The organism is Actinokineospora cianjurensis, from assembly GCF_003663795.1.
Classification (GTDB): domain Bacteria; phylum Actinomycetota; class Actinomycetes; order Mycobacteriales; family Pseudonocardiaceae; genus Actinokineospora; species Actinokineospora terrae.
Map to the genome: position 1 here is coordinate 1,667,624 of NZ_RCDD01000001.1, position 18,794 is coordinate 1,686,417.

Consider the following 18,794-nt stretch of genomic DNA (forward strand, 5'->3'; position numbering starts at 1 on the left):
TCACCCGAAAGTGACAGGTCAGCGGCCTGTCGATGCGGAGCGCAACGATTTGATCACGTCGCAGTGCGCTCACGCCGTACGTCCGGGGCAGTGTCCCCACCCGTTCGGGCGGCGCCGTCACCATACCGCTATGTGGTCTAGACCACAGCGACCGAGAGTGCGGCGGGGACGGACACGAACTCCACTCGCGTGCGCTCACCGATGAGGTCGCCGTCGCACTGCAACCGCACCGGCGCCGACGCGCTGACCACGATCCTCGAGACGTTGTCCCGCCGCACCAGGTTTTTCCCGCGCCGCACACCCTTGTCGCTGAGCGCCTGGCGGAAGTGGCGCAGCACGGTCGGCACGCCGAGGGTCCGCAGCCCGAACATGCCGAGCCCGGTCTCGAACCCGCAGCCGGGGTTGAGGTGGATCGGGCGCGCGCCGAGGTAGGTCCACGGGTCGGTGTTGGAGACGAAGGCCAGCCGCAGTCCGGTGATCGGGTCCTCGCCGGGCAGCTGCACCGTCAGGTCCGGGCGGCTGTGCCCCGGCCTGGCGTAGCGCGCGATCGCGACCCGGGCGTACAACGACGGGCTGGCCCGCTTGCCGCGCCTGCGGTCGACGCCCGCGACCACGTCGGCGTCCCAGCCCATGCCCGCGTTGAAGGTGAACCACCGCCGCGACGGCCCCGACTCGACCAACCCCAGCCCGACCCGGCGGCTGCGGCCCTGCTCGATCGCCCGCAGCAGCACGTGCGTCGCCTCGACCGGGTTGCGCGGCAGCCCGAGCGCGCGGGCGAACACGTTCGCCGAACCCCCGGGCACCACGCCGAGCATCGGCACCGCCCCGGACGGGCCCGCGGCGAGCAGCCCGTTGACGACCTCGTTGACCGTGCCGTCGCCACCGTGCGCGACCACCAGGTCGGCGCCGTCCACCGCGGCCTGCGCGGCGGCGGTGAGGGCGTGCCCCCGGTAGTCGGTCTCGACGACCTCCAGCTTCACCTGGCTGGCCAGAGCGTGCGCCAGCACGTCCCGACCCGCCGGGGTGGTGGCGGTCGCCTGCGGGTTCACCACGAGGACAGCGCGCATTACCCGAGCGTAAGCGAGGTGGACCGGATTCCCGACCGCCCTGTGGTGAGAGACGGCACACGCCGCCGTCGGCCACGCCCCTTCCCGTCCGCGTCGGCCTCAGGCTCGGCAGGTGCACCCAGACGACCGTCTGTCCTGTCGATCCGCGAGGAGCTGACACCCCAGATCTTCCCTCGCCCGCTCGCGCCAGACGACCGGCCGTCCGGGTGGCGATAGCATCGGCGGCGTGCACGCAGGGTCACCGCGCGCCAGTCACCGCCGCCGACGACTCGGGAAGGCCGCCCGTGCGACTGTCCTCCACCGCCCCCCGCACCGTGCTCGCCGCGGGCGCCCTCGTCGGCCTGCAAGGGCTCGTCGCGCTCGCGTTCACCGTGCTGCTGCTGGTCAGGGGCCTGTCCGGCGACTCGGAGATGGGCACGAACGTGTTCGGCGAGGCGGCGTACTTCGCGGTGCTCGCGGCCGGGGTGCTCGCCTGCGCCGGGGGGCTGCTGATCGGCAAGACGTGGGCGCGCAGCCCGTCGGTCGTGCTGCAGGTCCTGCTGCTCGGGGTCGCCTGGTACGCGATCGGGCCGTCCGGGCGGCCGCTCTACGGGGTGCCGGTCGCGGTGGTGTCGCTGGTGACCCTCGTCCTGCTGTTCCGGCCCGCGACCAACCTGTGGGCGCAGGGGGAGGAGCCGGAGTGATCACCATCCGGCTGGCCGACGCGGCCGACTGGGAGCGGATCTGGCCGATCTGGCACGGCGTCGTCGCTGCGGGCACGACGTACATGTGGGACCCGGCGACTTCCTACGAGCAAGCCCGCGCGCTGTGGATGTCCGGCGAGGTCTTCGTCGCGGTCGAGGGCGACGAGGTGGTCGGCACGGCGCTGCTCAAGCCCAACCAGCCCGGCCTCGGCGACCACATCGCCAACGCGGGCTTCATGGTCGACCCGTCCCGCGCTGGCAGGGGCATCGGCCGCGCGCTCGCCACCGCGGTCCTGGACCACGCGCGCTCCAGCGGCTACACCGGCATGCAGTTCACCGCGGTCATCTCCACCAACACCGGGGCGGTGACCCTGTGGCGCTCCCTCGGCTTCGAGGTCGTCGCCACCATCCCCGGCGGGTTCCGGCACGCGACCCTGGGCCGCGTGCCGATCCACATCATGTACCGAGATCTGTGAGCGCCTCGTCGGTGAGCCGGAAGACGGTCCACTCGTCCATCGGGATCGCCTGCAGCGACTTGTAGAAGCCGATGGCGGGCTCGTTCCAGTCGAGCACCGACCACTCCAGCCGCTGGTAGCCCTTGTCCACGCACTCCTGGGCAAGGGCCTGCAGCAGCGACTTGCCCAAGCCGTGCCCGCGCATGCTCGGGGTGACGTAGAGGTCTTCGAGGTAGATGCCGTGCGTCCCGCGCCAAGTGGAGTAGTTGAGGAACCACAACGCACAGCCGACGACCTGACCGTCCACTTCGGCCACATGCCCGAAGAGCGCTGGGGTGTCGCCGAAGAGCGACCGGTGCAACTGCTCGGCGGTGAGGTGGCACTCGTGCCGCGCCCGCTCGTACTCGGCCAACTCGTAGACGAGACCGACGATGCTGTCTACATCGGACTCCTGTACCCGCCGGATGGTCAAGACGTGGCTCCTACTCTGGCGATCTGGGGTGACTCCCGCTCGTGGTCGAGCACCGTGAAGGTAGCCGGGTCATGTCGGAAGTGGACACCGAACCCCGCCGTCCGCCCGATCCACACCGCCGCCAGCACCCGGCTGAAGTGCCCATGACCCACGAGGATGACGTCGTCGGCGTTCGCGAGCACCCGCCGCGCGCGCTCGGTGACCTGCTCGGCGGTCTCCCCGTTGGGGCAGGGGTGCGTCCAGACGGTCCAACCGGGCACGGTCTCGCGGATCTGCGGCGTGGTCAGGCCCTCGTAGTCGCCGTAATCCCACTCGGCCAAGTCCTCGGAGACCTCGGTGACGGTGAGCCCGGCCAACTCGGCGGTGTCCAAGGCCCTCGACCTCGGACTGCTGATCACCGGGATACCCCGCGGCAACTGGACCCCCTTGGCCCTGGCCCGCCCAGCCTCCGTGAGCGGCACATCCGTCCGCCCGGTGTGCCTGCCCGTGTCCGACCACTCGGTAGCCCCGTGCCGCAACAGGTAGACGCTCATACCCGCGATCTAACCTCACAACCCCCGCGGATGCCGCGACAACCACCCCAGGTGCCGCCCCCGCTTCCCCAACACCGGGGGCTCCGCACTGCCCGACCACTCGCACGTGATGACCAGGACCTCGTCGCCGCTGAACAACTCGTCCAGCACGGTGTTGTGCCGATGCGGCAGAACCTCGAACTCCGCCCGACTCCCCGGGTACCGCTTCGACCCCGGCAGGCTGTGAAACCGCACCCACCGCTGCGGAAACCGGTGCTTGACCTCATCAGCCACCGGCGGACACCCCGGCCACTGCCGCTCCCACACCCCATCCTCGGCCACCCCCACATCCTCCCCAGCGACCGCGCCCGCGGTCCAACCCAATACCCGGCCGGTGGCCGCACGGACGCCACCGTTGATCGTCCAATGCTGTGCGAAGAAGGCGGAAAGGTTGCTCAGGCCCAAGTGGACGGGTCGTCGAGGGGCTGTGGAATGAGGCCGAACAACGACAAGCGGCGCTGACCGACGGAAGGTTTTGCGCTGGTCAGCGCCATCGGACACGGAGGGTGTCAGCGAAGAAGCTTGCCGGAGCCCGACACCCGCGCCAAGGTCCACGCCCTCCTCGTAGCGCGGGTGAAGCGCATGACGAACGTTCCAGACCTGCCCGGTAGGCCATGGCACGATCACCTGGTCGTCTGCCTTCGGAGGTTTGACGGACTTCCCGGCCATCGGGTGCTTGGCGATCAACTCATCGTCATGCGCGGCCGTGAACATGGCTGACAGGTTGCCGAACAGCGTGTACCTGTACCGGTCGGACAGCTCATCGTCACGGAGCATCCGATCCCACGTGCGGATTGCTGAACTCTTGACCGCCCCCAGCCCGAACTGACCGAGGTGGAACGGGTCCGAACTATGACAAACGGCGCCGACCAGCGGGTGCTGGTCAGCGCCGTTGGAGGCGCTATGGCCTCATGCCTTCTTGGTCTCCCAGAAGATCTTGTCGATCTCGGCGATCAGGTCGAGCAGGGCCTGGCCGGTGGCCGGGTCCATGGAGCCCTTGGTGCCGCTCGCGCCCGCGGCCTTGGTGGCGCGGTTGAACAGGTCGTGCAGGTCGGGGTACTTCTCGAAGTGGGGGGGCTTGAAGTAGTCGGTCCACAGGACCCACAGGTGGTGCTTGACCAGGTCGCTGCGCTGCTCGGCGATGAGGATGGCGCGGGTGCGGAACTCGGGGTCCGAGTTGTCCTGGTACTTCTGCTGGACCGCCTTGACCGACTCGGCCTCGATGCGGGCCTGGGCGGGGTCGTAGACGCCGCAGGGGAGGTCGCAGTGGGCGGTGGCCTCAAGGCGGGGGGTAAGCAGGCGCGACAGGAGTCGCATTGTTCCTCCATGGGCAGGATGCTCCGACGGGACCGACCCTACTCCCGGCATCATCACGGGGCAGGTGGGAGGTGATCAGGTGGTGATGGGCGGGCTGCCCGTGCGCAGGGTCCTCGTCAAGGGGCCGTCGATGTCGCCGACGCTCCAGCACGGGGACGTCGTCGTCGTGGTCGGCAAATGGCCGAAGCCGGGTGACGTTGTCCTGGTGACCTGGGACGACAGGCCCGGGCAGGTCTCGGTGAAGCGCGCCAAGGAGCCGTCAGAACAAGGCTGGCACGTCGAAGGCGACAACCCCTTCGCGTCCACCGATTCCCGCACTCTGGGACCGGCGAGGGTTCACGCGGTCGTCATGTTCCGGCTCTGGCCGCGGCCCGGGCGCCTCTAACTGGCGCGCAGCTTCTCGTACCGGGCGACGCAGTCCGAGTACTGCGGCAGCAACCCAGCGGCCGCGGCCTCGGCCAACGTCGGTGCCGAGGTGTCCTTGTCCGACATCAGCGGCTCCAACTCGGGCGCCCACGGCAGCGCCAACTCCGGGTCGAGCGGGTTGATGCCGCGCTCGGCCGACGGGTTGTACCCCGTGGAGCACAGGTACGAGATGACCGTGTCCTCCTCCAGCGCCACGAAACCGTGCCCGACGCCCTCCGGCACGTACACCGCGCGGAAGTCCACCGGGTCCAGCCGCACCACGTCCCACGCGCCGAACGTCGGCGAGCCGACCCGGATGTCGACGACGTAGTCCAGCAGCGCACCCTGCGGGCAGTACACGTACTTCGCCTGGCCGGGCGGCACGTCGGCGAAGTGCAGGCCGCGGATGGAGCCCTTGCGGGAGCGGCTGTGGTTGGTCTGCGCGACGGTCAGCGGGTGGCCGACCGCCTTGGTGAACGCCTCGCCCTGGAACGGGGAGACGAAGACGCCGCGCGAGTCGGGGAAGGAGCGCGGGGTGAACTCGAAGGCGTCCGGGACGCGCAGCTCTCGTGCCTGCATGGGTGCAGCGTAAGGCGCGCCGCTCGGGGGCCGTCAGCCACCGCTGGTCACGCAGCGAAAACGTGAGCCGCCGCTAGCAAGCCGGACGGACGTCTTGGGAAAACCGCCTCTGACCTGCGGAAAATGCCGCCAGGATGTGATCCCCACCGCAGACACCGGTGTCCGGGTGCTGGCAGACTGTGCCCACCGAAGCGCCGTCCGCACGCGCGCCCCACACCCCGGGGCGCCCGCCCGGGCCCGCACCCAGGCAGCCGAACCACCGACTCCGCACGTCCCGCGGGCCCCCACCGAGCGCACCCAGCTGTGCCGTCGGCGCGCGTCCGCGACCCCATCCGCTCCGCGCCAGCCCTGCGTCGAGCACTCACTTGAGCGAGATCCAGGAGGACGCATGACCGCGTTGAACGAGAGGGCCAGCAGTCCGGTCACCGACGAGGAGATCTTCGCCGCGCACGAGGGCGGCAAGCTCGGCATCGCGGTGACCAAGCCCCTCGCCGACCCCAGGTCGCTGTCGATCGCCTACACCCCCGGCGTGGCCAAGGTGAGCCGTGCGATCGCCGAGGACAACGCGCTCGCCGCCCGCTACACCTGGGCGTCGCGCCTGGTCGCGGTGGTCTCCGACGGCACGGCGGTGCTCGGGCTCGGTGACATCGGCGCTGCCGCGTCGCTGCCGGTCATGGAGGGCAAGGCGGCGCTGTTCAAGACCTTCGGCGGGCTCGACTCGATCCCGCTGGTGCTCGACACCACCGACGTGGACGAGATCGTCGAGACCCTGGTGCGGCTGCGGCCCTCGTTCGGCGCGGTCAACCTGGAGGACGTCTCGGCGCCGCGCTGCTTCGAGCTGGAGGCGCGGCTGATCGAGGCGCTCGACTGCCCGGTCATGCACGACGACCAGCACGGCACCGCCATCGTCCTGCTCGCCGCGCTGCGCGGCGCGAACACCGTGCTCGGCAAGGACATCGCGGGGCAGCGGATCGTCATCGCGGGGGCGGGCGCGGCCGGGGTGGCCTGCGCGAAGATCCTCATCGCCGCCGGTGCAGGCGAGGTGACCATGCTCGACTCGCGCGGCATCATCCACTCCGGTCGGGACAACCTGAACCCGGTCAAGGCCGAGCTGGCCGAGGTCACCAACGCCTCCGGGCTGCGCGGCGGCCAGGCCGAGGCGCTGCGCGGCGCGAACGTGTTCGTCGGGCTCTCGGCGGGCACCGTGCCGGAGGAGCTGGTGGCGACGATGGCCGGTGACGCCATCGTGTTCGCGCTGTCGAACCCGGACCCGGAGATCCACCCGGAGGTGGCCGCCCGGCACGCCGCCATCGTGGCCACCGGCCGCAGCGACTTCCCGAACCAGATCAACAACGTGCTGGCCTTCCCCGGGATCTTCCGCGGCGCGCTGGACGCCGGTGCCAGGCGGATCACCGAATCGATGAAGCTGGCCGCCGCCGACGCCATCGCCGCGGTCGCCGCGGACGACCTCGCGGCGGACCGGATCGTGCCCAGCGCGCTCGACCCGAGGGTCGCCCCCGAGGTCGCGGCGGCGGTCGCACGGGCGGCGCTGGCCGACGGGGTAGCCTGAGAGCCGGCGGGATGCTCGGCAGGTGCCCCACCCGCCTACTCGAGGGTGGAGGGAACGCGCCGTGGCCGAGCATGTCGTGCGCGCCGGACTCCCCGGGGTCGCGTTGCCACCCGGTGGGTTCGACGGCGACGCCGGTCGGGTGCTCGCGCCCGACCTGGTGAGACCGGACGCGGCCGGGCCTGCCGACGACCCCGCGGTGGAACGCGCCCTGCTGCTGGAGGCCCAGCGCATCGCGCGGATGGGCAGCTGGACGCTCGACGTGCGCACCGGTCAGGCGTACCTGTCCGAGGGTCTGCGGAGCCTGTGCGGGCTGCCCGCGCGCGCCACGCTGACCGATCTGCTCGCCTTGGTCCACCCCGAAGACCTGCCCGTGCTCGACGACTTCCAGGTCGCGCTGCGGGCGCGCCGCTCGTCGCAGCCGCTGGAGCTCGAGGTCCGCGACGACACCGGCCAGCGGTCCTACCTGGTCCGCGCCCGCCCGGAGTTCGAGTCGGGCGGGCGCGTGGTCCGGGTGCACGGCACCGTGCAGGACTTCACCCGCTTCCGCGCGCTGGAGCGGCAGCTGAGCCAGGACGGGCGGCTGTTCCGCGAGGCGCAGCGGGTGGCCAGGCTGGGCACCTGGGAGTGGAACACCGTCACCGGCGAGTGCCTGTGGTCGTCGATGCTCTACGAGCTGTTCGGCGTCGAGGCGGGCAGCAAGATCACCTACCGGGACTACCTGCAGCTGGTGCACCCGGACGACCGCAGCTGGGTCGACCAGCGCTGGCAGGAGCTGGCCGGGACGCGGCGCCCGGTCGAGTGCGAGCACCGGGTGATCCGGCCCGACGGCAAGCGCAGGGTGTTCCGGGTGCGCGGCGAGTCGGCCGGTACCGACAGCGACCGCAGCATCATGATCGGCACCGCGCAGGACGTCACCGAGCAGCGCTCGACCGAGACCAGGATGCAGCGCTCCAGCAAGCGGTTCACCGACCTGGTCGCCATAACCCCGGTCGGCATCGCCCTGTTCGACGACTCGGAGCGGCTGGTCGACGCGAACGACGCGCTGTGCTCGCTGCTGGGCCTGGACCTGGAGCGGCTGCGCGGGATGACCGCCGAGCAGCTCACCCACCCGGACGACCGGGAGGGGCGGCGCGGCCGGGAGTCGCAGTCGTTCCACAGCGGGCAGCGGGTCCTGGTGACGGCCACCGGCAAGCCGGTCTACTGCGAGCTCAACGCCACGGTGTCGGTCGCCGACGACGGCCAGCGGTTCTGGCTGGTCGTGTTCGCCGACGTGACCGACCGCCGCCGGGCCGCGGAGCGCCTGCGGTACCAGGCGACGCACGACGAGCTGACCGGGCTGCCCGGCCGCGCGGCGGTCAAGGAGCTGCTGGGCAAGCTGCTCGGCGGGCGCGACTACGAGCGGATCGCGCTGCTGTTCTGCGATGTGGACAACTTCAAGCGGGTCAACGACTCCCTCGGCCACGACGTCGGCGACGAGCTGATCACCGCGCTGGCCAGGCGGCTCGAGCGCGGGCTGCCGCCCAGCTGCACGGTGGCCAGGATGTCCGGCGACGAGTACGTGATCATCTGCTCCGACGTGGAGGAGGCGGGCGGGGTCGAGGCGCTGGCCAACCAGGTGGCCAGCCTGCTGCGCACCGCGGTCCCGGTCCGTGACCAGTTGTTGCGGGTCTCCGCGTGCATCGGCGCCGCGGTGCCCAGCGGCCCGGAGACCAGCGGCGCCGACCTGTTGCGCTACGCCGACGCCGCCATGTTCGCCGCCAAGGCCCGCGGCACCGGCCGGGTCTCCATCGCCTCGGACAAGCTGATCGCCTCGGCCAACAGCCAGATGCTGCTGGAGGGCCAGCTCCGCGAAGCGATCATGAACGACCAGCTGGTCCTGCACTACCAGCCGGTCGTCGGCCCGGACGGCACGGTGCTGTCGGCCGAGGCCCTCGTCCGCTGGCCGCACCCCGAGCGCGGTTTGCTGTACCCGGGCGACTTCCTGCCGGTCGCCGAACAGGGCGACCTGCTCGGCGAGCTGGACCGCTGGGTGCTGCGCGCGGCGTTCATCGAGGCGGCCGAGTGGCCCCAACTGTGCGGCGGCATCCTCGGCGGCGGCGTCGGCATCGCGGTCAACCTGGCCGGTCTCGTCCCCGGCGACCCGGAGTTCGTCGACGTGGTGTCCGCGACCGTCGCCGCGACCGGGATCGCGTGGGACCGGGTCGTGCTGGAACTGGTGGAGACGAGCCTGATCGACCTGCCCTCGCGCAGCCGGGAAGCCATGGCCGAACTGGTCGAGCGCGGCGTCCGCTTCGCGGTGGACGACTTCGGCACCGGGTACTCGTCACTGGCCCGGCTCAAGGAACTCCCCGCCCAGATCATCAAGATCGACCGCCGCTTCGTGTCCGGGGTGGCCACGGACGCGTCGGACTTCGCGGTCGCGCGCGCGTTGGTGGACATGGCGCGGGCAATGGGGCGTAGCTGCGTGGCGGAGGGCGTGGAGAACGCTACTCAGTTCCACGTGCTGCGCGGGGTCGGGGTGGACGCGTACCAGGGGTGGCTGCTGTCGAAGCCGTTGCCAGCCAAGGAGTTCCGGGAGATCCTGAAGCTCGGACCGGTGCACATCCCGCGCGGGAACTAACTCGCCCAGCGGTTGATCGCCGTTACCAGCGAACGGGGCTCACGACCTGGGCACTCGCGGTGATGGCGCCGTCCTCGGTGTGATCGGAGCGGACGACCATGCTGAACTGGGTGTCACCGGTGGACGACCAGAGCTCGGGCAAGTTGTGAGCCAGGTAGTGGACGACGCCGTGGGAGCCGTACGCCGTGATGCCCGCGATGTGGATGACCACCCGGTCGTCGATGAGGTGGCGGGCCAGGTAACCGAGGTCGGAAGCGGTGGGGGTCGGGTCGTTGCGCGGTGACCCGAGTTTGTCGCCGGTGTCGCGGTTGACGATCCACCAGCGGTTGCCGGACTTGGTCATGTCCAGGTGGGGATCGCGGGCCAGGAGGGTCGTGCCGATCGGAGCGGATTTGGGGCCGCAGATGACAACCGCGTCGCCGTCGAAGGGCTCGGCGCGATCGGGCAGGATTGATCGGCCCGTTGCCTGGAGCGAAAGATCGGCCAAGAGGCCCTCAGCCGCCCGCTGGGCATTCGCGTCGGCGGCGTCGATGTAGGTGCGCTTGCGGTCATCCTCCCCGAACCGGAGCGGCACACCCACGACGACCGGCCCGACCCCGAAGAAGGCGCGTTCAGTTGGTGGCGCGGTGGTGCGGATCTGCGTGATCCGCCCCTTGCTCACCCCACAGGCCGCGGCGATCTCGGTGTAACTCATCCCCTGCGCCCGCGCCTCGTCGATGGCGATCCGGCGCAACCGAGCCAACTCGTGCTGCCGCTGCCGATACGCATCCCCAAGTTCCCCAGCCCGCCGCGCCCGCCGGATCGGGTCCTGATCGTCGCGAATCCCGCTCAGCTCATCTCGCCAGCTCACGCTGTTTAGGCCCCCTTGACCCTCTCGTGCGACCGTCGATGCAGTCGTAGTTTATACCCCCTCAACTCTTGCTGCTCGCCCTCTCGCGCATGGGAGAAGAACATGACCACACCGCTGGAAGCACACAGCTCCCTGTGGGCGGAACTGCCCAGGCTGATCGACTGCGTGAATAGGCGGAGCTATTCGGCGGCGGCCAATACTGCGTGGATTCGGTGGAGGGGGAGGTCGATGAGGCGTTCGTCGAGGTCTTCGGGGGGTGCTAGGGCGGTTATCTGGTCGCGGGCTTCGCGTTTGGTGAGGGTGCCGCCGGAATCGGCGATGAGGGCTTCGCGCCAGATGTTGGAGAGTTTGCCGTGGGTTCGGGAGAGGAGGGTGCGGCGGATGGAGTCTGTGGGGACCGGGGTTGCGAGGACCACGGCGTGGCGGCCTGCGGCGAGGCTGCGGTGGTAGGTGAGGGTGTACTTGCCGTGCAGGAGGGTGCTGAGGGCTTCTTGGCCGCGTTGGTCGGCGACGGAGGGGTGGTTGTTGGCCACCAAAGCGCCGACGGTTTCCAGGGGGCCTGCGAGGAGGACTCGGGCCAGCCAGGAGCCGGGGTCGGCGGTGAGGTCGTAGGCGACGGGGCCGTTGGCGCGGACGGGGTCGGTCCATGACGGCACAGTGGGGGCGACGCCGGTGAGGCGGGTCAGTTCGGCCAGGGCCGCGGGGGGTGTGCCGCCCGCTTCGATGGACTGGGGGCCGTGGGTGTAGATGCCGGACACCAACTCGCGGACGGCCGACTCGGCCAAGCGGGACGAGCGGGAAGTCTGTTGCAGGACATAGAGATCGCTGGCGCTGCCGACCGCCTGGGCGCCGTGGTAGCGGTTGAAGGCGGGCAGCACGGCCTCGAACACCAACCCGAGCCGCTGGATCTCCTGCTGCACCTTCAACCCCAGCGCGGGCGTCCGGTCGCTGTACCCGTACGCCACGATCGCGCGCCCGTCCGGGTCGCGCAGGGACTCGATCGCCCGCGCCAGGAACAGCCGCATGCCCTCCGGGGTGTACGGCGGGTCGGTGAACACCAGGTCGGCGGTGCCCACGGTGGACGGCGGCAGCCCGAACCGGAAGTCGGCGTAGCGGCACTGGATGTCCAGACCACGTGCCGCGGCCGTCCGGTCCACGTACTCCAGCAGCCGCTCGTCGACGTCCACCACGGTCGCCGACAGCTCCGGGCGCAGGGTGCACACCGCGAGCGCGGTCAGGTCGTGGTCGCCGACGCAGAGCAGCCGGGCGCCCGCGAGGTCATAGGTCTGGTCCAACCAGCGGGCCCGGCGCAGCATCGTCGCGGCGTCGGCCTGGACGTGGTCGAGGGCGCGGGACGGGGCCGGGACGCCAGTGAGATACACCTCGTACGCGGCCGCGAGCTCGGCGTCCGGGATGTCCGGTCGCGGGGCGGTCAGCGCGCGGTAGCCGTCCACCCCGGACCGGGCGACGCGCCACGAGTCGGCGTCGTTCTCGGCGTCCTCGCCCAGCGCGGTGAGCAGTTCCTGGACGCTGCGGCGGGGTACGGCAGTGGTCCTGACCAGGTCGTCCAGGCTGTGCCAGCCCTCGGTGAGCAGGCCGAGCACGGCGCGCAGGGGGCGGGCGTGCACGCCCCTGGCTGCGAGGTAACTGGTCACGGAGTCGGCCACAAGCCGAATAGCGTAGGAGAGCGCCCCCGGCCACCCGGACCCGGCCGTACGTTCGACGCCACATCGTGGAACGGCCTGCCTGCGTCAGCCGTTCGGGTTAAGGTCGTTCGACCCGCGGCTACTAGGGGGCCGTGCCGACCCAAGGGGTCCGAGTGATCGAGTTCCAGTCCGTGACCAAGCGCTACCCGGATGGCACGGTGGCGGTGGACGGCCTCGACCTCACCATCGACGCAGGCAGGATCACCGTGTTGGTGGGACCGTCCGGCTGCGGCAAGACGACCTCGTTGCGGATGATCAACCGGATGGTCGAGGCGACCTCCGGGACCATCCTGGTCAACGGCGAGGACATCCGGGCCCAGCGCCCGGCAACGTTGCGCCGCGGCATCGGCTACGTCATCCAGAACGCCGGCCTGTTCCCGCACCGCACCGTCATCGACAACGTTGCGACCGTCCCGGTGCTGCTCGGCACCAGGAAGGCCGAGGCCCGGCGCCGCGCCGAGGAGCTGCTCGACACCGTCGGTCTGCCGCGCGAGCTGGGCAAGCGGTACCCGGCGCAGCTCTCCGGTGGCCAGCAGCAGCGGGTCGGCGTGGCCCGCGCGCTCGCCGCCGACCCGCCCGTCCTGCTGATGGACGAGCCGTTCAGCGCGGTCGACCCGGTGGTGCGCGACGACCTGCAGGAGGAGTTGCTGCGCCTGCAGTCGGAGTTGGGCAAGACGATCGTGTTCGTCACCCACGACATCGACGAGGCCATCAAGCTCGGTGACAAGGTCGCCGTCCTGCGCGTCGGCGGCACACTCGCCCAGTACGACACCCCCGCGACCTTGCTGGCCAAGCCGGTCGACGACTTCGTCGCCTCCTTCGTCGGCCGCGACCGCGGTTACCGGGCGCTGGGTTTCCTGTCCGCGCACGGCGCCGAGGTCGTGCCGCTCTCGACCATCCCGCTGGGCAGCCAGGTCGAGCAGGCCCGCGCCGCGCTCACCAACGGGTGGGGCGTTGTCGTGGACGAGAACCGGGCGCCGCTCGGCTGGGTGTCCAATTCCTCGTTGTCCACAGTGGAAGGTGAGCTGCGCTCGGTAGACCTCGTCTCGGGCGGCTCGCTCTACGTCGCGGACTCGCCCAAGTCCGGTTCCCTGCGCACCGCGCTCGACGCCGCGCTGAGTTCCCCGTCCGGGGTCGGCATCGCGGTCGACTCCGGCGGCGCGGTGACCGGCGGGGTCACCGCGGAGTCGGTGCTCAAGGCGCTCGACGAGGCGCGCCGGTCCGGTGAGGTGCCCTCGTGAACTGGGTCATCGACCACATCCCGGAACTGCTGTCCGCGGCCGTCGACCACCTCCAGCTCGCGCTGGTCCCGGTCGTCGTCGGCCTGGTGCTGTCGCTGCCGCTTGGCTGGGTCGCCAACCGCTGGACCGTCGCGCGCGCCATCCTGGTTCCGGTGTCCGGCCTGCTCTACACGATCCCGTCGCTGGCGCTGTTCGTGATGATGCCGCTGCTGCTGGGCACCAAGATCCTCGACCCGATCAACGTGCAGGCCGCGCTGACGATCTACACCGTCGCGCTGCTGGTCCGCTCCATTGCCGACGCGCTGGCCGCGGTGCCCGACTCGGTCGTCCAGGCCGCGTCGGCGATGGGGTACCGCGCTGTCGGCCGGTTCTTCGCCGTCGAGCTGCCGCTGGCGATCCCGGTGCTCGTGGCCGGGGTCCGGGTCGCCGCGGTGTCGAACATCAGCCTGGTCGCGGTCGGGCAGATCATCGGCGTCGGCGGGCTCGGCTACTTCCTGCTGCACGGCGCCCAGTCCAGTCCGCCGAACTACCAGGAGATCATCGCGGGCATCGCGCTGATCGTGCTGCTCGCCCTGATCGTCGACGGGTTGCTCGCGTTGGCCGGGCGGGCGTTGACGCCGTGGACCCGCAGGCAATCGGGCACGGTGGTGTCGCGATGAGCGTCTTCGACCAGGTCGGCGATTGGCTGACCAACCCCGATCACTGGAAGACCACCCTGGGCATCGCGGGCATCCCGCAGCGCCTCGGCGAACACCTCCAGTACACCGGGCTCGCGGTGCTCATCGCCGCCGTGATCGCCATCCCGCTCGGCGCCTACATCGGGCACACCGGGCGCGGCGGCACCGTCGTGGTCGGCGTGGTGAACTCGTTCCGCGCGTTGCCGGAGCTGGGTCTGCTGATCCTGCTCGTGCTCGCCATGGGGCTCACGCTGGCGTTGGAAGCCGTCACGATCGCACTGGTGCTGCTCGCGGTGCCGGTGTTGCTGGCGGGCACCTACTCGGGCGTGCGCAACGTCGACCGGGCCGCGGTGGACGCCGCCCGCGGCATGGGCATGAGCGAGTGGCAGATCCTGCTCAAGGTCGAACTGCCGAACGCGCTGCCGCTGATCCTCGGCGCCGTCCGCTCGGCCACCCTCCAGGTGATCGCGACCGCCAGCATCGCCGCGGCGGTGTCGCTCGGCGGGCTCGGCCGGTTCGTCATCGACGGCAACGCGCTGCGCGAGTACGACCAGATGGCGGCGGGCGCGGTGCTCATCGCCGGGCTCGCGATCGTCGTCGAACTGCTGCTGACCGGCCTGCAGTGGCTGGTCGTGTCCCCCGGTCTGCGCAAGAAGCCGCGCAAGAGGACCAGCGGGCGCACCCGCGCCCGCACCGCAATCCCCACCTCCCGATGACAGGAGTCCCTGGAATGAAGCGCGTACTCGCCGCAGTGGCGACCGCGGTGGCGGCCACGCTCACCCTGACGGCGTGCGGGGGCTCGTCGGACCCGCTGGCCAACCAGTCCACCACCACCGGCGGCACCTCGGCCGCCCCGGCCCCGGCTGGTGCCCTGGTCATCGGCTCGGCGAACTTCCCGGAGAGCACGCTGCTGGCCGAGATCTACGCGAGCGTGCTGGAGGCCAAGGGCGTCAAGGTCACCAAGAAGCTCGGCATCGGCAGCCGCGAGGCGTACTACCCCGGTCTGCAGGACGGCTCGATCGACCTGATCCCCGAGTACACCGGCACCCTGCTGACCCACATCGACAAGACCGCCGAGCAGACCAGCGCCGACGACGTCTACACCGCGCTGCAGAAGGCGCTGCCGGAGAAGCTGACCGTGCTGGACAAGTCCTCCGCCGAGGACAAGGACGCGGTGGTGGTCACCAAGGACACCGCGACCAAGCTCAACCTCAAGTCCATCGAGGACCTGGTCAAGTCCGGCCCGGTGACCTTCGGCGGCCCGCCGGAGTTCCAGAAGCGCGCCGACGGCCTGCCCGGCCTCAAGGAGACCTACAACCTCGAGGTCAAGGAGTACAAGTCGCTCGACGCGGGCGGCCCGCTGACCGTCGACGCCCTCAAGTCCGGCGCGGTGCAGGCCGCCGACCTGTTCACCACCGACCCGGCGATCACCGCCAACGGCTTCGTGGTGCTCGACGACCCGAAGAACAACTTCGCCGCCCAGAACGTGCTGCCCCTCATCACCAAGAGCAAGGCGGACGACACCGTCAAGCAGGCCCTCAACGCGGTCTCGGCCAAGCTGACCACCGAGGTCCTCATCGAGCTCAACGCCAAGCTCAGCGCCCCGGACAAGCCGGACGCCGCCAAGGTCGCCAAGGACTGGCTGACCTCGGTCGGCCTGCTCTAACCGCGCTCGGTCACCACCGGCCCGTCCGCTCACGCGGGCGGGCCGGTGCGCATCGATGCCCCGGTGCGCCCCCCGAACCGGGAGTATCTGGTCAACTGGTGGTGAGTGCTTGGGGGCATGGGTGGAAGCGTTGCGGGTGAGGGACTTCCGGCTGCTGTGGTGCGGTCGGTCGGTGAGCTTGCTCGGGTCGTGGCTGTTGGTGGTCGCGGTCCCGGCGCACGTGTTCGCGGTGACCGGGTCGCTGGTGGCGGCGGGGATCGCGTTGGCGGTGGAGTTCCTGCCGCAGGCTGTGGTCGGGCCGTTCGCCGGGGTGGTGGCCGACCGGTGGGACCGGCGGTGGGTGATGGTCGCCGCCGACGTGGTGCGGGCGGGGGCGGTGCTGCTGCTGCTCGTCGGCGACGTGCGGGTGGTCTACCTCGCGCTGCTGCTGGAAAGTGCGGGGACCGTGGTGTTCCGGCCCGCGGCCCAGGCGCTCGTGCCCGCGGTGGTCGGCACCGGGTCGGCGTTGACCAGTGCCAACGGGGTGAACGCGGTGACCGACGGCCTGGTCCGGCTGGTGGGACCGCCGCTGGGGGGCGCGTTGTTCGCCGTAGCCGGGTTCGGCCTGTTGGTATGGGTGGACTTCGGCACGTACCTGGTGTCGGCGCTCGCCGTTGTCCGCACCGCGTCGCGCCCGGTGCCGAAGTCGGCACGACAGCGGGTGTTGCCGGAACTCCGCGCGGGCTTGGCCTTTGTCGCGGGTAACCGCACCATTCGGTCGCTGCTGGTGGTTTCCGCGCTATTCCTCGGCGCGAACGCGTGCCTCGCGGCGATCGTGGTCCCATTCGGCATGACGGTGCTGGGCGGCGCCACTGCGACCGGTGTGCTGATGTCCGCTCTCGGGATTGGTTTCCTCGGCGGCGGCGCTCTGCAACCGGTGCTGATCGACCGGGTGCCCTTTCTGCTCGCGATAGCGCTTGTGGTCACCGGTGGTGGATTCGCGCTCCTGTTCTCGGCGAGCGCGGTGGTGGTCGCGGTGATCGCGGCCGTGGTGATCGGCCTCGCCGGGTCGTTGGCGCTGGGGACGACGCAGACGGTGGTGCAGCGGGTCACGCCGGACGCGGTGCTGGGCCGGGTGAGCGCGGCGCTGTTCACGGCGGAGGCGTTCGCCGCGTTCGCCGGTGCCGTGCTCGGCCCGGTGCTGGCCAAGGTGACCTCGCTGACCTGGGCGGGGTACGTCGCGGGCGGTCTCGCCGCGCTGAGCGGCGCCCTGGCGGCCGCTTCCCTTGGCTCATCCGATCGGGTAGCGATGCGTACTGATCCGCCGGGATGATCGTTACCTTGGTTTGCCCGCGCAGATGCACGTGCAACCACAACGGGCGGCCCGCCCGCGGCTACCCAGCCGGTCGGAGCGGACGGGCCGCCGTCCCGGACAGGGGAGGTGAGGCTGGTGTTAGGCGCATCAGCCTCACCTTCCCGCCTGTCAGGAGTTGCGGCGCTTGCGGAACTGCGCGACGTACTCGGCGACGAACGGCACCGCCGCTATGACCCCGATCGAGGGCAGGACCTCGGGGGCGACCGCCCAGTAGAGCAGCAGGATGCCCGGCAGCACGACGCTCATCGCGAGCATGGTGATGGCGAAGTCCGTCCGCTCGGCCCGGCACTGGTCGGTGGCCTCGGCCATCTGGCGCAGGAAGTCCCTGGCGTCGGGGTCGGTCGGGCAGGCGATCGGGTAGACCCGACCGCGCAGCGACAGCACCAGGTGGTGGGTGGCGCAATCGGGGTGGTCGTCTGCGAGCGGGTCGCGGGCGACCACTTCCAGGGTTGGCAAGGGTATTACCTCATTTCGGGTGGGGTGGTGATCCGCGCGCACCGGCCATTGTCAATGGGGCGACAACCGGTGCGGATCGCGGGGTTGTGCGGCGCCCGGCGGGTGTTCGCCGAGGGCGGTGACCGCGTAATTCGGGCAGGGGGATGAGGAAGTGTTCGTCTGCACATACTAGCCGGATCGCCTGTTGCGGCGGTGACAATGGCCGGCGATTTCAGCCGGTTGGGTGGAAGGCAACGGAAAACGGTACCGGGATCGGTACATTGCCGCTGATTCGCGCCGCTATTGTCACTCGAAAGAGTGGCAACCTCAGTGTCGTCAGGAACGTCGACCGCTGATCCTGGTGGTCAGTTCGGCGGCCGCGGCCAGGGTGGGTTCGGCCAACTCGGGCCACAGTTGGCCGCATTCGGATTCGCAGTGGTGGCGGAACGTAGTGCTGATCGCGGCTACCGGGTGTTCGGTGTGGTCGAGGACGACAGCGGCCACGGAGGCGAAGCCGGGTGTCACGTAACCGTCCTCCACCGCCCAGCCGCGGCGGCGTTCCGCGGTCAGCAACCCGCGTAGAGCGGGCAGGTGGACGGGTCCGCGGCCGGTGCGGTCGACGAACGCGTCGCGGGTCGGGAAGAGGGCGCGGACCTGGGCGGGGGGTAGGTGCGCCAGCATGGCCCTACCGGACGCGGGCAGGTGCGCGGGGAGCCGGACGCCCACGTCGGTCACCACGGTGTGCGGGTGCGGTGGCTGTTCGCGTAGCAGGTAGAGCGCCTCCCTGCCGTGCAGCACGCCCAGGTGCGCGGTGTGGCCCGTGCGCTCGATCAGCCGCGACAGCACCGGGCGCGCCAGCCGTTCCAGCGGGTCGTGCCGCAGGTAAGCGGAGCCCAGTTCGAACGCGCCGAGCCCCAGGGCGTAGCGCCGGTCCTCCGGCAGGTGCGTGACGAAACCGGCGTCCACCAGTTCGGCGAGCAGGTGGTACACCGTCGACCTGGGCAGCCCGAGCTCCCTGGCGACGGCAGCCGCCGCCACCGGACCCGCCTTGCCCGCCAGCAGCCGCAACACGGCGAGACCGCGGCGGAGGGCGGGGACGTCGCTGCTGGCGCCCATGGGCACCCA

General features: G+C 70.8%; 20 protein-coding genes. 10 read left to right on the forward strand and 10 right to left on the reverse strand.

Going from position 1 to position 18,794, the window contains the following annotated elements:
* Positions 1-137 precede the first annotated feature (137 nt).
* Positions 138-1,067 (reverse strand): diacylglycerol/lipid kinase family protein, encoded by a 930-nt coding sequence (locus CLV68_RS07995; RefSeq protein WP_121389818.1) that lies wholly within the window; start codon positions 1,065-1,067, stop codon positions 138-140.
* 284 nt (positions 1,068-1,351) lie between these two features.
* Between CLV68_RS07995 and CLV68_RS08000 the strand changes: the two genes are divergently transcribed.
* Positions 1,352-1,750, forward strand: coding sequence for a hypothetical protein (locus CLV68_RS08000; protein ID WP_121389819.1), 399 nt, complete (start codon positions 1,352-1,354; stop codon positions 1,748-1,750).
* Positions 1,747-2,226 (forward strand): GNAT family N-acetyltransferase, encoded by a 480-nt coding sequence (locus tag CLV68_RS08005; RefSeq protein WP_211346443.1) that lies wholly within the window; start codon positions 1,747-1,749, stop codon positions 2,224-2,226. Before CLV68_RS08000 ends, CLV68_RS08005 begins: the two co-directional genes overlap by 4 nt.
* Here the strand turns inward: CLV68_RS08005 and CLV68_RS08010 are convergent.
* The 4 genes from CLV68_RS08010 to sodN all read right to left on the reverse strand — a co-directional run bounded on the left by CLV68_RS08010 (position 2,207) and on the right by sodN (position 4,566).
* A complete protein-coding gene (locus CLV68_RS08010) occupies positions 2,207-2,671 on the reverse strand; it encodes a GNAT family N-acetyltransferase (protein WP_121391043.1) in 465 nt (154 codons plus the stop codon). The two genes, CLV68_RS08005 and CLV68_RS08010, sit on opposite strands and share 20 nt — an antisense overlap.
* A 2-nt stretch (positions 2,672-2,673) precedes the next feature.
* The gene (locus CLV68_RS08015; protein WP_121389820.1) at positions 2,674-3,210 is read right to left on the reverse strand and encodes a histidine phosphatase family protein; all 537 of its coding nucleotides are present in this window, start codon (positions 3,208-3,210) and stop codon (positions 2,674-2,676) included.
* A gap of 15 nt (positions 3,211-3,225) precedes the next feature.
* Positions 3,226-4,026, reverse strand: a complete 801-nt coding sequence (locus tag CLV68_RS08020) for a DUF3885 domain-containing protein (protein ID WP_121389821.1) — start codon at positions 4,024-4,026, stop codon at positions 3,226-3,228.
* Positions 4,027-4,158: 132 nt separating this feature from the next.
* On the reverse strand, positions 4,159-4,566 hold the full coding sequence (sodN, locus tag CLV68_RS08025) for a superoxide dismutase, Ni (protein ID WP_092778191.1): 408 nt from the start codon (positions 4,564-4,566) through the stop codon (positions 4,159-4,161).
* Between the two features lie 64 nt (positions 4,567-4,630).
* On the opposite strand from sodN, the gene CLV68_RS08030 reads away from it, so the two are divergent.
* Positions 4,631-4,951: a S26 family signal peptidase gene (locus CLV68_RS08030; protein WP_246009713.1), complete on the forward strand. Its 321-nt coding sequence runs from the start codon at positions 4,631-4,633 to the stop codon at positions 4,949-4,951.
* Here the strand turns inward: CLV68_RS08030 and CLV68_RS08035 are convergent.
* A complete protein-coding gene (locus CLV68_RS08035; RefSeq protein WP_121389822.1) occupies positions 4,948-5,550 on the reverse strand; it encodes a dTDP-4-dehydrorhamnose 3,5-epimerase family protein in 603 nt (200 codons plus the stop codon). The genes CLV68_RS08030 and CLV68_RS08035 overlap by 4 nt on opposite strands.
* 388 nt (positions 5,551-5,938) lie before the next feature.
* Here CLV68_RS08035 and CLV68_RS08040 point away from each other — a divergent pair, with 388 nt between their 5' ends.
* A complete protein-coding gene (locus CLV68_RS08040) occupies positions 5,939-7,120 on the forward strand; it encodes an NAD(P)-dependent malic enzyme (RefSeq protein WP_121389823.1) in 1,182 nt (393 codons plus the stop codon).
* A 61-nt stretch (positions 7,121-7,181) separates the two neighbouring features.
* Positions 7,182-9,740 (forward strand): GGDEF domain-containing phosphodiesterase, encoded by a 2,559-nt coding sequence (locus CLV68_RS08045; protein WP_121389824.1) that lies wholly within the window; start codon positions 7,182-7,184, stop codon positions 9,738-9,740.
* Positions 9,741-9,762: 22 nt separating this feature from the next.
* Here the strand turns inward: CLV68_RS08045 and CLV68_RS08050 are convergent, their stop codons facing one another.
* Both CLV68_RS08050 and CLV68_RS08055 read right to left on the reverse strand, forming a co-directional pair.
* Positions 9,763-10,590, reverse strand: coding sequence for a hypothetical protein (locus tag CLV68_RS08050; RefSeq protein WP_121389825.1), 828 nt, complete (start codon positions 10,588-10,590; stop codon positions 9,763-9,765).
* 179 nt (positions 10,591-10,769) lie between these two features.
* The gene (locus CLV68_RS08055) at positions 10,770-12,257 is read right to left on the reverse strand and encodes a bis-aminopropyl spermidine synthase family protein (RefSeq protein WP_246009714.1); all 1,488 of its coding nucleotides are present in this window, start codon (positions 12,255-12,257) and stop codon (positions 10,770-10,772) included.
* A 152-nt stretch (positions 12,258-12,409) separates the two neighbouring features.
* On the opposite strand from CLV68_RS08055, the gene CLV68_RS08060 reads away from it, so the two are divergent.
* Genes CLV68_RS08060 through CLV68_RS08080 form a run of 5 tightly spaced genes read left to right on the forward strand, consistent with a single transcriptional unit; the run spans position 12,410 to position 17,192 of the window.
* Positions 12,410-13,537: an ABC transporter ATP-binding protein gene (locus CLV68_RS08060; RefSeq protein ID WP_121391046.1), complete on the forward strand. Its 1,128-nt coding sequence runs from the start codon at positions 12,410-12,412 to the stop codon at positions 13,535-13,537.
* On the forward strand, positions 13,534-14,196 hold the full coding sequence (locus CLV68_RS08065) for an ABC transporter permease (RefSeq protein WP_121389827.1): 663 nt from the start codon (positions 13,534-13,536) through the stop codon (positions 14,194-14,196). The genes CLV68_RS08060 and CLV68_RS08065 overlap by 4 nt, the downstream gene beginning before the upstream one ends.
* On the forward strand, positions 14,193-14,930 hold the full coding sequence (locus CLV68_RS08070; protein WP_121391047.1) for an ABC transporter permease: 738 nt from the start codon (positions 14,193-14,195) through the stop codon (positions 14,928-14,930). The genes CLV68_RS08065 and CLV68_RS08070 overlap by 4 nt, the downstream gene beginning before the upstream one ends.
* A gap of 14 nt (positions 14,931-14,944) precedes the next feature.
* The gene (locus CLV68_RS08075) at positions 14,945-15,880 is read left to right on the forward strand and encodes an ABC transporter substrate-binding protein (protein ID WP_121389828.1); all 936 of its coding nucleotides are present in this window, start codon (positions 14,945-14,947) and stop codon (positions 15,878-15,880) included.
* Positions 15,881-15,935: 55 nt separating this feature from the next.
* Complete coding sequence (locus CLV68_RS08080) at positions 15,936-17,192, forward strand: MFS transporter (protein WP_121389829.1); 1,257 nt, start codon at positions 15,936-15,938, stop codon at positions 17,190-17,192.
* Positions 17,193-17,342: 150 nt separating this feature from the next.
* On the opposite strand, the gene CLV68_RS08085 is transcribed toward CLV68_RS08080, so the two are convergent.
* Positions 17,343-17,690 (reverse strand): hypothetical protein, encoded by a 348-nt coding sequence (locus CLV68_RS08085; protein WP_147459909.1) that lies wholly within the window; start codon positions 17,688-17,690, stop codon positions 17,343-17,345.
* Positions 17,691-18,005: 315 nt separating this feature from the next.
* Positions 18,006-18,785, reverse strand: coding sequence for an IclR family transcriptional regulator (locus CLV68_RS08090; protein ID WP_092778215.1), 780 nt, complete (start codon positions 18,783-18,785; stop codon positions 18,006-18,008).
* Positions 18,786-18,794: the final 9 nt, after the last annotated feature.